The 15,324-nt window shown below is 73.5% G+C and carries 13 protein-coding genes; 1 reads left to right on the plus strand and 12 read right to left on the minus strand.

Annotated features, from left to right (window positions below; genetic code table 11):
* Positions 1-9: 9 nt before the first annotated feature.
* The 8 genes from ACFYQQ_RS06400 to ACFYQQ_RS06435 all read right to left on the minus strand — a co-directional run bounded on the left by ACFYQQ_RS06400 (position 10) and on the right by ACFYQQ_RS06435 (position 7,290).
* The gene (locus tag ACFYQQ_RS06400; protein ID WP_356237734.1) at positions 10-363 is read right to left on the minus strand and encodes a cytidine deaminase; all 354 of its coding nucleotides are present in this window, start codon (positions 361-363) and stop codon (positions 10-12) included.
* A 40-nt stretch (positions 364-403) separates the two neighbouring features.
* Positions 404-763 (minus strand): MmcQ/YjbR family DNA-binding protein, encoded by a 360-nt coding sequence (locus ACFYQQ_RS06405; protein ID WP_356168765.1) that lies wholly within the window; start codon positions 761-763, stop codon positions 404-406.
* Complete coding sequence (locus ACFYQQ_RS06410) at positions 760-2,067, minus strand: hemolysin family protein (protein ID WP_355788362.1); 1,308 nt, start codon at positions 2,065-2,067, stop codon at positions 760-762. The genes ACFYQQ_RS06405 and ACFYQQ_RS06410 overlap by 4 nt, the downstream gene beginning before the upstream one ends.
* Before the next feature lie 15 nt (positions 2,068-2,082).
* Positions 2,083-2,580, minus strand: a complete 498-nt coding sequence (ybeY, locus tag ACFYQQ_RS06415) for an rRNA maturation RNase YbeY (protein ID WP_355788365.1) — start codon at positions 2,578-2,580, stop codon at positions 2,083-2,085.
* Between the two features lie 12 nt (positions 2,581-2,592).
* Positions 2,593-3,651 (minus strand): PhoH family protein, encoded by a 1,059-nt coding sequence (locus ACFYQQ_RS06420; RefSeq protein WP_355788368.1) that lies wholly within the window; start codon positions 3,649-3,651, stop codon positions 2,593-2,595.
* Between the two features lie 131 nt (positions 3,652-3,782).
* Complete coding sequence (locus ACFYQQ_RS06425) at positions 3,783-4,892, minus strand: PfkB family carbohydrate kinase (protein WP_356168773.1); 1,110 nt, start codon at positions 4,890-4,892, stop codon at positions 3,783-3,785.
* Positions 4,893-5,035: 143 nt separating this feature from the next.
* Positions 5,036-6,331: a glucarate dehydratase family protein gene (locus ACFYQQ_RS06430; protein WP_356168775.1), complete on the minus strand. Its 1,296-nt coding sequence runs from the start codon at positions 6,329-6,331 to the stop codon at positions 5,036-5,038.
* On the minus strand, positions 6,328-7,290 hold the full coding sequence (locus ACFYQQ_RS06435; RefSeq protein WP_355793859.1) for a 5-dehydro-4-deoxyglucarate dehydratase: 963 nt from the start codon (positions 7,288-7,290) through the stop codon (positions 6,328-6,330). Before ACFYQQ_RS06435 ends, ACFYQQ_RS06430 begins: the two co-directional genes overlap by 4 nt.
* 792 nt (positions 7,291-8,082) lie before the next feature.
* Between ACFYQQ_RS06435 and ACFYQQ_RS06440 the strand changes: the two genes are divergently transcribed.
* Positions 8,083-9,474 carry an MFS transporter gene (locus tag ACFYQQ_RS06440; RefSeq protein ID WP_356168778.1) on the plus strand — a complete coding sequence of 464 codons (1,392 nt, stop codon included), beginning with the start codon at positions 8,083-8,085 and terminating at the stop codon, positions 9,472-9,474.
* 18 nt (positions 9,475-9,492) lie between these two features.
* Here ACFYQQ_RS06440 and ACFYQQ_RS06445 read toward each other — a convergent pair whose 3' ends face one another.
* From ACFYQQ_RS06445 to ACFYQQ_RS06460, 4 genes are all read right to left on the minus strand, one after another.
* Positions 9,493-10,506 carry an adenosine deaminase gene (locus tag ACFYQQ_RS06445; protein ID WP_356168781.1) on the minus strand — a complete coding sequence of 338 codons (1,014 nt, stop codon included), beginning with the start codon at positions 10,504-10,506 and terminating at the stop codon, positions 9,493-9,495.
* Positions 10,507-10,689: 183 nt separating this feature from the next.
* Positions 10,690-11,595, minus strand: coding sequence for a ribonuclease Z (locus ACFYQQ_RS06450; RefSeq protein ID WP_388903730.1), 906 nt, complete (start codon positions 11,593-11,595; stop codon positions 10,690-10,692).
* A 15-nt stretch (positions 11,596-11,610) separates the two neighbouring features.
* Positions 11,611-11,964, minus strand: a complete 354-nt coding sequence (locus ACFYQQ_RS06455; protein ID WP_355793333.1) for a histidine triad nucleotide-binding protein — start codon at positions 11,962-11,964, stop codon at positions 11,611-11,613.
* 133 nt (positions 11,965-12,097) lie between these two features.
* A complete protein-coding gene (locus ACFYQQ_RS06460) occupies positions 12,098-15,307 on the minus strand; it encodes a S41 family peptidase (RefSeq protein WP_388903732.1) in 3,210 nt (1,069 codons plus the stop codon).
* Between the last annotated feature and the right edge of the window lie 17 nt (positions 15,308-15,324).

Genomic DNA, 15,324 nt, shown 5'->3' on the forward strand with positions numbered 1-15,324 from the left:
CGGGGCCGGTCAGCCCGTGGTGAGGGTGGCGCGCACGACGCCGTCGGCACCGGCGACCAGCACCGGCGTCCCGGGTCCCCCGAGGTCCCCCACCGCCGCCAGGTCGTCCGCGGACGCGCTCTCGGCGTCCGTCACCACGGCCGCCGCCTCCAGCGACTTCGCACCCGAGGCCACCGCCATCGCCACCGCGGTGCGCAGCGCGCTCAGCTTCAGGGAGTCCAGCGCGACGGTGCCGGCGACATAGGTGCGTCCGGTCTCGTCACGTACGGCGGCCCCCTCGGGCACGCCGTTGCGGGCCCGGGCCGAACGGGCCAGGGTGACGATCTTGCGGTCCTCGGGGTCGAGGGCGGGGGTCTCGGTCATACGAGGAGCTTATCGAGCCGCCGCGTCGTGCGGACACGGCCTAGGGACGGTCGAGCCGCAGCCGTTCGGCCCTCGGCAGACCGGCCACGACCAGGTCGTACGAGTCCTCGACCAGCTCCCTGACCAGGCGGTCGGGGAGCTCGCCGTCCACCGTCACGGTGTTCCAGTGCCGCTTGTTCATGTGGTACCCGGGGGCGATCAGCCCCGGGTACTCGCCGCGCAGCCGCACCGCGTCGTCCGGGTCGCACTTCAGGTTGACCTTCAGCGGGCGCCCGTCCAGGTTCGTGAGCGCGAAGAGCTTGCCCAGCACCTTGAAGACGGACGTGTCCGGGTTGAACGGGAAGTCCTCGACCGTCGCGTTGAACGACAGGCACAGGGCTCGCAGCTCCTGGGGCGTCACTCCGCCTTCGCCTCCTCGCGCGGCGCCTGGTCCGGCGTCACCGGCTCCACGAGCACCGTCACGATCTTGTTCCGGCGGCCCGCCGAGTCCTCCGCGGTCAGCCGCAGCTCCCGGCCGTCGGGCAGTTCCACCACGGCCGAGGCCCCCGCGATCGGCACCCGGCCGAGCGCCTTGGCCAGCAGACCGCCGACGGTCTCCACGTCCTCGTCGTCGTACGCCTCGAAGCCGTACAGCTCACCGAGGTCGCCGATGTCCAGCCGGGCCGTCACGCGGTAGCGGTCCTCGCCCAGCTCGTCCACCGGGGGCAGCTCGCGGTCGTACTCGTCGGTGATCTCGCCGACGATCTCCTCCAGGATGTCCTCGATGGTGACGATCCCGGCCGTGCCGCCGTACTCGTCGATGACGACGGCGACGTGGTTGCGCTCCTGCTGCATCTCGCGGAGCAGGTCGCCCGCGTTCTTGGTGTCGGGGACGAAGGCGGCGGGCCGCATCGCCGTGGACACCAGCTCGCTCTCCGCGTCCCGGCTGATGTGCGTCTTGCGCGCCAGGTCCTTCAGGTACACGATCCCGACGATGTCGTCCTCGCTCTCCCCGGTGACCGGGATGCGCGAGAAGCCGGAGCGCAGGGCGAGCGTCAGCGCCTGGCGGATGGTCTTGTAGCGCTCGATGACCACCAGATCGGTGCGCGGCACCATCACCTCGCGGACGAGGGTGTCGCCCAGCTCGAAGACGGAGTGCACCATGCGGCGCTCCTCGTCCTCGATGAGGGACTCCTTCTCCGCGAGGTCGACGAGCGCGCGCAGCTCGGCCTCGGAGGCGAACGGGCCGCGCCGGAAGCCCTTGCCGGGGGTGAGGGCGTTGCCGATGAGGATCAGCAGCGGCGGGATCGGGCCCATGACCCGCGCGAGCGGCAGCAGGACGTAGGCCGCGGCGGTCGCCGTGTTCAGCGGGTGCTGGCGGCCGATCGTGCGCGGTGAGACGCCGACGGCGACATAGCTGACGAGGACCATCACGCCGATGGCGACCGCGAGGGCCTCCCAGGTCTCGTCGAACTCCTTCAGGCAGGCGTACGTGACGAGGGCGGCGGCCGCCATCTCGCAGGTGATGCGCACCAGCAGGGCGACGTTGAGATAGCGGGTCGGGTCGGCGGCGACCTGCGCGAGCTTGGCGCTGCCGCGCCGCCCGCCGCGTACGGCCTCCTCCGCGCGGAAGCTGGAGACGCGCGCGAGGCCCGCCTCCGCGCAGGCGGCGAGCCAGGCCACGACGACCAGCGCGATGGCGCCGATGACGAGCTGAGGGGTCATTTTTCCCGAACTCTGCTAGGAGACGGTCGGGGCCGGGGACGGGCCGGTCAGGCCCTTCTCCGCGCGCCAGCCGTCCACGATGGCCGCCTGCAGCCCGAACATCTCGGCCTTCTCGTCCGGCTCCTCGTGGTCGTAGCCGAGGAGGTGCAGCACCCCGTGGACGGTGAGGAGCTGGAGCTCCTCGTCCATGGAGTGCTGCGTCGGGGCGTCCTTGCCCTGCCGCTCGGCGACCTCCGGGCAGAGCACGATGTCACCGAGCAGGCCCTGCGGGGGCTCGTCGTCGTCCTTCGTCGGCGGACGCAGCTCGTCCATCGGGAAGGACATGACGTCCGTGGGGCCGGGCAGGTCCATCCACTGGATGTGCAGCTGCTCCATGGCGTCGGCGTCCACGGCGATCACCGAGAGCTCGGAGAGCGGGTGGATGCGCATCCGCGCGAGGGCGTAGCGGGCGATGTCGAGGATCGCCTGCTCGTCGACCTCGGTTCCGGACTCGTTGTTGACGTCGATCGACATGGTCGTGCTGGTCTACTTCCGCTTGTCCCGGGCGCCCTTGTGGGTGCCGTTCTCCGTACCGTTCTCGCTGTCGTACTTCTCGTACGCGTCGACGATACGGCCGACCAGCTTGTGCCGGACGACGTCGTGGGACGTCAGGCGCGAGAAGTGGACGTCGTCGAGGCCCTCCAGGATGTCTTGGACCTGCCGCAGACCGGACTTCGTCCCGCTGGGGAGGTCGACCTGGGTGACGTCGCCCGTGATCACGATCTTCGATTCGAAGCCGAGGCGGGTGAGGAACATCTTCATCTGCTCGGGGCTGGTGTTCTGAGCCTCGTCCAGGATGATGAAGGCGTCATTCAAGGTCCTGCCGCGCATGTACGCCAGCGGGGCCACCTCGATCGTGCCCGCCGCCATCAGGCGGGGGATGGAGTCGGGGTCGAGCATGTCGTGCAGCGCGTCGTACAGGGGGCGCAGGTACGGGTCGATCTTCTCGTAGAGCGTGCCCGGCAGGAAGCCGAGGCGCTCGCCGGCCTCGACGGCCGGGCGGGTGAGGATGATGCGGTTGACCTGCTTGGACTGGAGCGCCTGGACCGCCTTGGCCATGGCCAGGTAGGTCTTGCCGGTGCCCGCGGGTCCGATGCCGAAGACGACGGTGTGCTTGTCGATGGCGTCGACGTAGCGCTTCTGGTTGAGCGTCTTGGGGCGGATGGTGCGCCCGCGCGAGGACAGGATGTTCTGTGTGAGCACCTCGGCCGGGGTCTCCTGGCCGTCGCCCTCCCCGTTCTCGCTCGCCCTGAGCATGGCGATCGAGCGTTCCACTGCGTCCTCCGTCATCGGCTGCCCCGTGCGGAGCACGAGCATCATCTCGTCGAACAGGCGCTGGACGAGCGCGACTTCACCGGCGTCGCCGACCGCACTGATCTCATTGCCCCGGACATGGATGTCGGCCGCCGGGAAGGCCTTCTCGATCACGCGCAGCAGCGCGTCCCCGGAGCCCAGCACGGTCACCATGGGGTGCGCGGCCGGAACGGTGAACTGCGCTCTCGCCTGCCCCTGTGCGGGGTCCTGCACTGTGGGTGTGTCAGTCATGGGCCGGCTCTGTAGGCCTTGCTCGTCCTCCTCGTACCGGGGCCGCTCGGCGTGGGCCGCCCTCGCACTGCCAAGGGTACGTCGGTGCACCGACAACGCCGTAGGGCTTTTCCACACCCGTCGCACCCGTGTCAGGCGGAGCGGCGGAAACCGATCGTCGGGACCGCCCGGCGCAGCGGCCAGGGCCTGCCCGCCTCGGGGACGAGTCCCTCCAGGAAGGCGTACCGGGCGAGCGCGGCGGGGTCCTGGTCGTCGACGGACTGGACGCGGCGCCACCAGGCGGCGATCTCGGACCAGCCGGGCGCCGAGAGGGAGCCGCCGAACTCCTGGACGGAGAGCGCGGCGGTCAGCCCGGCGAAGGCGAGCCGGTCGGCCAGCGGCCAGTCGGCGAGCGTGCCCGTGACGAACCCGGCGACGAAGACGTCACCGGCGCCGGTGGGGTCCAGGGCCTCGACGGCGATCGCCGGGACCACGGCGCTCTCGCCGGTCCGGCCGTCCACGGCGTACGCGCCCTCCGCGCCGAGGGTGACGACGGCGAGCGGCACGTGCTCGGCCAGGGCGTGCGCCGCCGCCCGCGGGCAGTCGGCGCCGGTGTAGCGCATGGCCTCCTCCGCGTTGGGCAGGAAGGCCTCGCAGTGTTCCAGGTCGGCGAGTCCCGCCAGGTCCCAACGGCCGGTGTCGTCCCAGCCGACGTCCGCGAAGACGCGGGTGCCGGCGGCCGCCGCCTCGGCGATCCAGGGCGCGCGGACGCCGGGCGTCAGGGAGGCGACGGCGGCACGCGCGCGGGGGGCGTGTTCGGGGGCGGGCTCCTCGGGGGGCGGCTCGTGCCCGTGGCTGACCATCGTCCGCTCGCCCTCGTAGGCCATCGACACGGTGACCGGGGAGTGCCAGCCCGGTACGGTGCGCGACGGCCCGAGGTCGATGCCCTCGCCCTGCTCCAGGGCGTCCCAGCAGTACTCCCCGTAGTGGTCGTCGCCGAAGGCCGCCGCGAGCGACGTGCGCAGTCCGAGCCGGGCGAGTGCCGTGGCCATGTTGGCGACGCCGCCGGGGCTCGACCCCATCCCGCGCGCCCAGGACTCGGTCCCGCGCACCGGGGCCGAGTCGAGCCCGGTGAAGACGATGTCGAGGAAGACGGGGCCCGTGAGGTAGACGTCGAACGGCGGATCGTGCGGGGTGCGCAGCCCGGCGAGCGGGTCGATCTGGGCCGGCCGGCGCGGTTCCTCTCCGTCGGGGTCGATCACGGTGGGCTCCCTGGCGTGGTGCGGATTCAGGCCAGTGTGCCACCCGCTCCGCCGGGGCCGGGGTTCACCGCCGGGGCGGGTGTGCCCGTGTCGGGCACCGGTTCCGGGCCCGCCGGGACGTGTCCGGAACCCCTCGCCCGGGACTACCAGCGCGGGACGGCGGGGGTCACCCACTGCGGGTCGGCGGCGCGCATGGCGGCCGCGTCGTCGCGGTCGCGCAGCGTGCCGTCGTCGTCGAGCCAGCGCCGGTGCAGGAACTCCAGCCGGGAGTGGTCGAGTTCGACGCCGAGGCCGGGTGCGTCGGACACGGCGACGCGGCCGTTCTCGAAGGTCAGGCGCTCGGTGAGGACGTCCTCGGACTGCCAGGGGTAGTGGGTGTCGCAGGCGTGGTGGAGGTCGGGGACGGTCGACGCGACGTGGGTCATGGCGGCGAGCGAGATGCCCAGATGCGTGTTGGAGTGCATCGAGATCCCGACCCCGAAGGTGCGGCATACGGCGGCCAGTTCACGGGTGTTGCGCAGACCGCCCCAGTAGTGGTGGTCGGACAGCACGACCCGCACGGCCCCCCGGGTGAAGGCCTCCGGGATCTCCGCGAAGGTGGTCACGCACATGTTGGTGGCCAGCGGCACGTCCGTCCCCGCCGCGACCTCGGCCATGGCGGGGGTGCCGAGAGCGGGGTCCTCCAGGTACTCCAGCACCTCCCCCAGCTCCCGCGCGACCCGCAGCGACGTGGCCACCGACCAGGCGCCGTTGGGGTCGAGCCGCAGCGGACGTCCCGGGAACGCCGCCGCCAGGGCGCGTACGGCGGCGATCTCCTCGTCGGGCGGGAAGACCCCGCCCTTGAGCTTGTAGGAGGTGAACCCGTACCGCTCGGTGAACCTCCGCGCCTGCTCGACGACTCCGGCCGGGTCGAGGGCGGCTCCCCAGTCGTCCTTCTCCCCCGCGACCCCTTCGGGATGGCCGGCCCACTTGTAGAACAGGTAGGCGCTGTACTCCACCGCGTCCCGCACCTTGCCGCCGAGCAGCGCGTGCACGGGCAGCCCGAGGCTCTTGCCGAGAGCGTCCAGGAAGGCCACCTCGAAGCCGGAGACGACGGACAGCCGCAGCTTGTCGGCGGTCTGCACCCCGCGCAGCCCGCCCACGTCGACCTGGTGGTCGATGTGCCCCCGGTCGACGGCGACCGCGTCGGCGGCGGCGAACAGACCGTTCACATCCGTGACCGAGTGCCCCACCAGACGGTCGGCCAGGGGCTGGGCGAGTTCCAGGTACTTGCCATCGCCGTACGTCTCCCCGATCCCCGTCACACCGCCCGCCGTGACGACCTCCACGATCAGCCGGGGCGTGTACGGCTGGTGCACCCCCTGGGTGTTGAGCAGGGGCGGGTCGGCGACCAGGATCGGGGTCAGCCGGACCTCGGTGACGGTCAGGTCGCGGGTCACAGGGCGGCTCCTACGGGGGTGAGGCCGGAGGCGAGGGCGAGCCCGGCGGCGAGCAGCGCCTCCAGGTCGGCGAGGTCGGCCGGCGAGGGTTCGGTGAGCGGGGCACGTACGGGGCCGACGGGGCGGCCGCGCAGCCGGGCCGCGGCCTTCACGAGCGAGACGGCGTAGCCGGTTCCGCGGTCCCGCAGTTCCACGAACGGGACGTAGAACTCGCGCAGCAGCCGGTCCATCACGGCGTCGTCGCCGCGCCGGTGGGCGGCGAAGAAGGCGCCGGCGATCTCGGGGGCGAAGGCGTGCACCGCCGACGAGTACGCGGGTACGCCGACCGTCGCGTAGGCGCGGGCCTGGATCTCCGCGGTGGCGGCGCCGTTGAAGAACAGGAAGCCCTCGGGCGCGGCCAGTGTGAGCCGCTGGAGCCGGTCGAGGTCGCTGTGCCCGTCCTTGAGGCCGACCACTCCCGGGATGCGGGCGACGCGCCGCAGGGCGCCGGGAGTGAAGGCGACCTGGCCGCGCTGATAGGCGATGAGCGGCAGCCGGGTGCGCGCGGCCAACTGCTCCAACTGCGCGACGAGCCCGTCCTGCGGGGCGGCGACGAGGTAGTGCGGCAGGACGAGCAGGGCGTCGGCGCCGGCGTCCTCGGCGACTCGGGCGAACCGGGCCGCCTGTGCCCAGCCGTAGCCGGTGCCCGCGACGACGGGGACGCGGCCCGCCGTCACCTCCACCGCCGCGGTGACGACCTGGCGGTACTCGTCCTCGTCCAGGGAGAAGAACTCGCCGGTGCCGCAGGCCGGGAAGACGGCGCCGGGACCGGTGGCCAGCTGGGTCTCCAGGTGCGTGCGAAAGCCGTCGAGGTCGAGGGAGCCGTCGGCGTGAAAGCTCGTCAGCGGGAACGACAGCACGCCCCGGGCCATGCCGCTCCGGAGCCTGCCGACGGCTCCGGACTCTGAGTCCGTACGCATGCCATCTCCATATGTAGACGCTATACACGTATGAAAATGGAGCGTAGGCCACACCGCCACCCCGAGCAAGGGGCCCCCATCGACGTGGCCCCACTCCCCCACGAACACGGCGCCCCGCAATGCAGTTGGCGTCGAGGTGAGTCGGCGAACCCGGCGCCAATGGGGAGCCCCCCGGGTGGGCCAACTCCCCCACGTACATCCAGCACCCGGCGCCACAGCTGAGGCCACGGCGGGTCGGCGAACCCGGCGCCAACGGGGAGCCGCCTGCGCCCACTCTCGGCTCCGCTCGAGCGGGGGGACCCCCATCGCCCCGAGCGGCACGCATGCCCGCAGCTAGAGCGGACGGACGGACCGCCGCCCCCGGCCAGGGTGGGCGCCGCCCGCCGGCCCGCACCGGAGCCACCGGGCCCGCGCCCCCGCGGCTCAGCCCCCACGGCCCGCAGTCGCCCTGCGACCGAAGGGGCCGTGCCGGTACATCAAATGGCCGTCGAGACGGGGACGTACGCAACCGAGGAACGCTGGTAACGGACGCCCACAACAACTACCGACGGCCCGATGTACCGGCACGGACCCGACCCACCCATCGGACCCACTGCGCACCGACGCCCACCAGCGCAAACAAGCGCGACTACCCGACCTGGCCCACCGCAAACGCGACGTGGCCCAGATCACACCGGACCGCCTTCTTCCGGGGCCCGCCGCCTTGATACAAATTGCCCGCGCGTTCCTGTCCATCGACAGCCGCCCAACCCCCTCATTGAGCCGCTCCTTTCGCATGCCCTGGGAACGCCCGTGTCCGCCCGCACCACCCCTCCCTGGCCCCTCGTCGCCCTTTTCACGGCGGGCTACCTCGCCCCCTACCTCCTCCCGACGACCGTCGGCCGACTGGACGCGGGGCTCCCCCTCTCCGCCACCCAGGCCGGTTCCATCGGCAGCGCCCTGCTGCTGAGTTCGGCCGCGGCGGGCTTCGTCCTCGCCTCGCGCGTGGACCGCCTCGGCCCCCGCAGAGTCGCCCGCGCCGGCCTCCTCCTCGCCGCCGTCGGTTACGGCACCGCCGCCCTGACGACCACCGTCCCCGTGGTGGTCGCCGGCGCACTGGCCGGCGGCTTCGGCTCCGGCACCGCCACCACCGTCGCCGCGACCGGCATCGCCGCCCAGCGCGACCCCCACCGCGCCTCCACGCTGGGCCTGCTCGGCGTCTCCGCGCTCGCCGGGGCGGTGTACCTGACGGTCCCCCACCTGGGCCCGGGCCACGGCTTCCCGCTGCTGGCGATCGCCCTGGTCGCCCTGCTGGTCTGGCCCGCGACCAACCGCCTGAACACGAACGCGCCCGCCGGCACCAACGGCACCACCGCCACGGCGACGGCGACGGCGACGGCGACGGCGACGGCACGGACGTCGGCCCACCGCCCCTACCCGAGGGCGGGCCTCGTCCTGGCCGGAACCATGCTCCTGTGGTCGCTCGCCCAGAACTCCCTGTGGGGCGTGAGCGGCCGCATCGGCACCGCCCAGGCGGGCCTGAGCGAGGTCACCGTAGGCGCGGTCTTCGCGATCGCGCTCGGCGCGGGCCTGCTCGGCGTGATCGGCGCGGGCGCCCTGGGCCCGCGCCTCGGCCGGGCGCTGCCGATCGGCGCGGGCACGGCGGTGATCGCGTGCTGCATCGCGGTCAGCGCGGCGGCCGACGACCTGACGTCCTTCGCGGCGGGCGAGATCGCGTGGAACACGGTCTACCCGATCGTGCTGTCGTACCTGATCGGCCTGGCCGCGACGATGGACCCGCGGGGCCGGTGGGCGGTCCTGGTCGGCTCGGCGTCCTCGCTCGGCACGGCGTGCGGCCCGCTCGCGGGCAGTCTGCTGTCGGCGTCGGCGGGCTATCCGGCTATGGGCCGGGTCCTCGCGCTCGGTCTGCTCGTCATCGCCGCCCCGATGACGGCCGTCGCCCTGCACACGAGCGGCCGCCGCATCCTCCCGAGCACGGTCCTGCGCACGCACGCGGCCCGTGCCCTCACCACCCGCACACCCGCGGGCCGTGCACGCACCCCCCACACATTCGCAGTCCGCACGCACCCCGCTCCCGAGCACCCGGTCGTGGAGATCGCGCTGGACGGCATCCCGGCCCAGCGCACGGCGTACGACACGGCGGGCCCGAGGCAGGCGGCCGCCCCGGGCCCCGGCCCGGGCTGACCCCGCCGCAGGGGGCGCCTACTCGGCCCCGGCCGCCGCGGGCCCGAACTCGTAGGCGTCGACCTCGGCGAGGTACCGGGCCCGCCGCTCCTCGTCGTGGTCGAGGAACGCGGCCTCGAAGGAGTTGCGGGCGAGCTCCCGCAGCCGCTCGTGACCGAGGCCGAGCGCCTCGTGCACGGCGCCAAAGGTGTCGCCGACGTAGCCGCCGAAGTAGGCGGGGTCGTCGGAGTTGACGGTGCACAGCAGCCCGGCGTCCATCATGGCGGGCAGCGGGTGGTGCGCCAGGACGTCCACGGCGCGCAGCCGTACGTTGGACAGCGGGCACAGCGTCAGCGGCACCCGCTCCCGGACCAGCCGCTCGACGAGCGCCTCGTCCTCCATGCAGCGCAGCCCGTGGTCGACGCGCTCCACGCCGAGCACGTCGAGCGCCTCGGTGATGTAGGCGGGCGGCCCCTCCTCGCCCGCGTGCGCGACGCGCCGCAGCCCGAGCTCGGCGGCGGCCTCGTACACCTCGCGGAACTTGGCCGGCGGATGCCCCACCTCGGCGGAGTCGAGGCCGACGCCGACGATCCGGTCGAGGTAGGGCCGGGCGGCGTCCAGGGTCTCCAGCGCGGACTCGGCGGACTCGTCGCGCAGGAAGCACATGATCAGCTGGGTGGAGACGCCGTGGGTCTCCTCGCTGCGGCCGAGGGCGAGGGACAGACCCCGGACGACCGTCCCCATGTCGACGCCGCGGGCGATGTGGGCCTGCGGGTCGAAGAAGATCTCGGCGTGCCGTACGCCCTGGGCGGCGGCGCGGGCGAGGTAGGCGTCGGCCAGGTCGGCGAAGTCCTGTTCGGTCCGCAGGACGGCCATGAGCCCGTAGTACAGGTTCAGGAACGACTGGAGGTCGTCGAAGAGGTACGCCTTGCGGAGCTCCTCGGTGTCGGCGTAGGGCAGCGTGACGCCGTTGCGCGCGGCGAGCGTGAAGGCGAGTTCGGGCTCCAGGGTGCCTTCGATGTGCAGGTGCAGTTCGGCTTTGGGGAGGGGCATCGAAACATCGTACGAAACGAACCCCGCACATCCACACGAACCCGACCCCGCACCCCACGTGCGCGCCGCGCCACCCGCGGCGCACCCCCACGCGCACACGCGCCACCCGCAGCCCACGCGCACCGCACCCCACTCGCGCACCGCGCCGCGCCGCCGCGCCCCGGCCGGGGCCCCCGCCCCGGCCTACCCCCGCTTCGGCAGCGGCACCCTGATCAGGTCGTGGGCCACGGTCAGCTCGCCCTCGAAGCCGGCGGCGCGGGCCTGCCGTTCGAACTCGGCGGGCTCGGAGTACCGCTGGCTGAAGTGCGTGAGCACGAGATGCCGTACGCCCGCGTCCGCGGCGACCCGTCCGGCCTGAGCGGCCGTCAGATGGCCGTGGTCGAGGGCGAGTCGCTCGTCCTCGTCGAGAAACGTGGACTCGATGACGAGCATGTCGCAGCCCTCGGCGAGCGCGTGCACGCCGTCGCAGAGCCGGGTGTCCATGACGAACGCGAACCGCTGCCCGCGCCGCACCTCGCTGACCTCGTCGAGGGTGACCCCGCCGACCGAGCCCTCGCGTTGCAGGCGCCCGACGTCCGGGCCCCTGATCCCGCGTTCGGCGAGGAGTGCGGGCAGCATGCGGCGGCCGTCGGGCTCGACCAGCCGGTAGCCGTAGGACTCCACGGGATGGGAGAGCAGCCGGGCCTCCAGGGTGTAGGAGGCGCCGGTGGCGAGCACCCCGTCGGTGTCGACGGGGGCCTCGGTCAGCGCGACGGTCTCGCGGTACGCGGTGGCGTACCGCAGCCGGTCGAAGAACCGCTGTCCGGAACGCGGATAGTGCGCGGTCACCTCGTGCGGCACCCGGTCGAGGTTGATCCGCTGGATGACACCGGCGAGCCCGAGCGAGTGGTCGCCGTGGAAGTGCGTGACGCAGATCCGGTGCAGGTCGTGCGCGGCGACCCCGGCGCGCAGCATCTGCCGCTGGGTGCCCTCGCCGGGGTCGAAGAGCAGGCCCTCGCCGTCCCAGCGCAGCAGGTAGCCGTTGTGGTTGCGGTGCCGGGTCGGGACCTGGCTGGCGGTGCCGAGGACCACCAGTTCGCGTACGGACAAAGCGGGGTGCCGTCCTTACCCGGGAGGCCACTGCAGGCCGCGTCCGCCCAGGACGTGGGCGTGCGCGTGGAAGACGGTCTGGCCTGCGCCGCTGCCGGTGTTGAAGACGATCCGGTAGCTGTCCAGGCCCTCTTGGACGGCGACCTGGCCGGCCTCGCGCAACACGTCGGCGGCGAGCGCCGGTTCGGCCGCGGCGAGCGCCGCCGCGTCGGCGTGGTGGGCCCGGGGGATGACCAGGACGTGCGTCGGCGCCTGCGGGTTTATGTCGCGGAAGGCGAGGGTGGTCTCCGTCTCCCGTACCACGGTCGCCGGGATCTGCCCCGCGACGATCTTGCAGAACAGGCAGTCGTCCTGCGGTTCTCCCGACATGCGTGTGCCTCCTCGCGCGCGTTGATCACTTCTCGTCGGCATCGTATCGGCCCGCCGGGCCCGGGCCCCCGCCCTCCGGCGGACCTCGACCGGCGCCCGAGTCCCGCCCCGGGGCCGGTGAGGTCCGCGCGGATCAGAGTCCGGGCAGGGTGGGCGCGGTCTTCGCCGGGTTCTCGGCGAGCGCGGCCAGCGCGATACGGATCGCCTCGTCGAGCTGGACGTCGCGGCCGGCGGCGTGGTCCTGGGGTGCCTGGACGACCTCGACGTCGGGGTCGACGCCGTGGTTCTCCACGGCCCACTCGTGGCCCTCCAGCCAGATCGCGTACTTGGGCTGGGTGACGAGGGTCCCGTCGACGAGCCGGTAGCGGCTGTCGATGCCGACCACGCCGCCCCAGGTCCGGGTGCCGACCACGGGGCCGATGCCGAGGGCCTTGATGGCGGCGTTGACGATGTCGCCGTCCGAGCCGGAGAACTCGTTGGCGACGGCGACTACGGGCCCGCGCGGCGCGTCCTCGGGGTAGCTGAAGGGGCGCATGCCGCGGGGCACGTCCCAGCCGACGATGCGGCGGGCGAGCTTCTCGACGACCAGCTGGGAGGTGTGACCGCCGCGGTTCTCGCGGACGTCCACGACGAGTCCGTCGCGGGCCACCTCGATGCGCAGGTCCCGGTGGATCTGGGCCCAGCCGGGCGCCTGCATGTCCGGTACGTGTAGATAACCGAGGCGCCCGCCGGACTTCTCGTGGACGTAGGCCCGGCGGTCCGCGACCCAGGCGTGGTAGCGCAGCGGTTCCTCGTTGTCGGTGGGGACGACCACGGCGTGCCGCAGGTCGCCGCCGCCGGACGGGGAGACGGTCAGCTCGACGGGCCTGCCCGCGGTGCCGACGAGGAGCGGTCCGGGTCCGGTCACCGGGTCGACCGGGCGCCCGCCGACCGCGACGACGGCGTCGCCGGCGCGGACGGCGACCCCGGGTGCGGCGAGGGGGGCCTGCGCGTCGGGGTCGGAGGTCTCCGAGGGGAGGATCCGGTCGATGCGCCAACTGCCGTCCTCGTGACGGGAGATGTCCGCTCCGAGCAGCCCCTGGGCGTGGGAGCCGCCGCGTCCGCCGCGCGGGGTGACGTAGGCGTGCGAGGTGCCGAGTTCGCCCTGCACCTCCCAGAGGAGGTCCACCAGGTCGTCGTGGGTGGCGACGCGCTCCAGGACGGGCCGGTACTTGTCGAGGACACCGTCCCAGTCGACTCCGCCGAGGTCGGGCCGCCAGAAGTTGTCCCGCATGAGGCGGCCCGTCTCCTCGTACATCTGCCGCCACTCGGCGGCCGGGTCCACGCTCTGGTGGACGCGGGAGAGGTCGACGGTGATGTTGCTGTCGCTGTCGTCGTCGCCGGAGGCGCGGCGGTCGCTGGGTACGACCTTGAGCTTGCCGTCGGTCCACAGCAGGACCCGCTTGCCGTCGCCGCTGACGGCGAAGTGGTCGGCGTCGGCGGCGAGATGCTCGATGCGCTGCTGGACGAGGTCGTAGCGCTCCAGCTCGGTCCTCGGGTCCGGGTCGTCCGGGGTGGCGCGGGACGAACCGAGGACCCCGCGCACCGGGTGGCGCAGCCACAGCAGGCCGTCCTTGGCGGCCCGCAGCCCGGAGTAGCGGGCGGCCTCGACGGGGAACGCCACGATGCGGTCGCCGAGTCCGTCGAGGTCGATACGGGTGGTCGGGGTGCCCTCGCTGTCGGGGGTCTCGTCCTTGTCGGGGGCCTCGAAGGGGCGGCCGTGGCGCTGCGGTCCGAACGGCGAGGGGGTGGTCGCGGCCAGCGTGATGAGGTGGGGCCGCGAGCCGCCGACGAAGGCGAGGTCGAAGACGTGCTCGTCGTAGACGGGGTCGAAGGAACGCGCCGACAGGAAGGCGAGGTGCTTGCCGTCGAGGGTGAACGCCGGTGCGTAGTCCCGGAAGCGCAGCGGGGTCGCCTCGGTCACCGACAGGTCGGCGGTGTTGGCGAGCTTGAGCTGGCGCAGCGGGCGCGGGCCGGGGTGCGACCAGGCGAGCCAGGCGGAGTCGGGCGAGAAGACGAGGCCGGAGACCTCGCCGTCCTCGCTGCGGTCGACCTCCCGGACCTCGCCGGTCTCCCGCTCGACGAGCAGGACGCGCCCGTCGTGCGTGGCGACGGCGGCGCGGCTGCCGTCGGGTGCCATGGCGAGCCCGAGGACCCGGCCGAGCTGTCCGGCGGCGAGCCGGCGCGGGGTGGCGCCGGGGGCGACACCGGTGGCGGGCGCGAACTCCAGGGCGTCGTCGCCCTCGGCGTCGGTCACCCACACCACGTACTCCTCGCCGTCGGCGCGGAAGGTGCGGGGCAGCCGGGCGCGTACGCCGGGCTCGGCGGCGAGCGCGCGGGCCGGGCCCGCGCGGTGGGTGACCCAGTGGACGGCGCCGCGCACGGAGATCGCGCTGCCGCGGCCGGTGTGGTCGGGCGCGCCCGCGCCGAACCAGCGGGCGGCGCTGACGGGATGGGGCTGGAGGTCGACGCGCTGGCCGCCGAGCCGGACGTCCAGCCGGCGCGGTTCGGCGCCGTCCAGGTCGTCGAGGAGCCACAGTTCACCGGCGGAGGCGTAGACGACCCGGGTGCCGTCGGTGGCGGCGTGGCGGGCGTAGGAGGCGTCGACTCCCGTGTGCCGGCGCAGGTCGGAACCGTCGGCGAGGGAGGAGTACACGGCGCCGACGCCCTCGTGGTCGGAGAGGAACGCGACGCGCTGGCCCACCCACATCGGGTATTCGATGTTCCCGTCGAGGTCCTCGTGCAGCCGGACGAACTCGCCCTCGCCCTCGCGGTCGATCCACAGCTTGCCCGCCGTGCCGCCGCGGTAGCGCTTCCACCAGGCGGCCTCGCGGCCCATGGGCGCGGACAGCAGCACGGTGCCGGGGCCGCCGTGGGCGACGTCGCCGACGGGCCCGTACGGCAGGGTGTCCGCGGGGCCGCCGTCGAGCGGGACGGCACGGGCCCAGCTGCGCCGCAAGGAGGCCTGGCCGACCGTGCTGAGGGCGAGGACGCGTCCTTCCGGGGTCCAGCCGCGGACCTGGGTCCGCCCGCTCCCCCAGTAGGTCAGCCGCTTGGCGGGGCCGCCGTCGAGGGGGGCGGCGTGCACCTCGGGGGCGCCGTCGCGGGTGGAGGTCCAGGCGACGGTGGTGCCGTCCGGGGAGATGCGCGGATGGTTCACCGGGACGTTGTCGGCGCTGACCCGCCAGGCGCGGCCGGCGCCGTCGAGCGGGGCGGCCCAGACGTCGTCCTCGGCCGTGAAGACGACGAGGTCGCCGTGCAGGTGCGGGAACCGGAGATATGCGGGGGGTACGGACTGTGTCACCCGGTCACCCTATGCAG

Source organism: Streptomyces sp. NPDC005496 (genome assembly GCF_042872045.1).
Classification (GTDB): Bacteria; Actinomycetota; Actinomycetes; order Streptomycetales; family Streptomycetaceae; genus Streptomyces.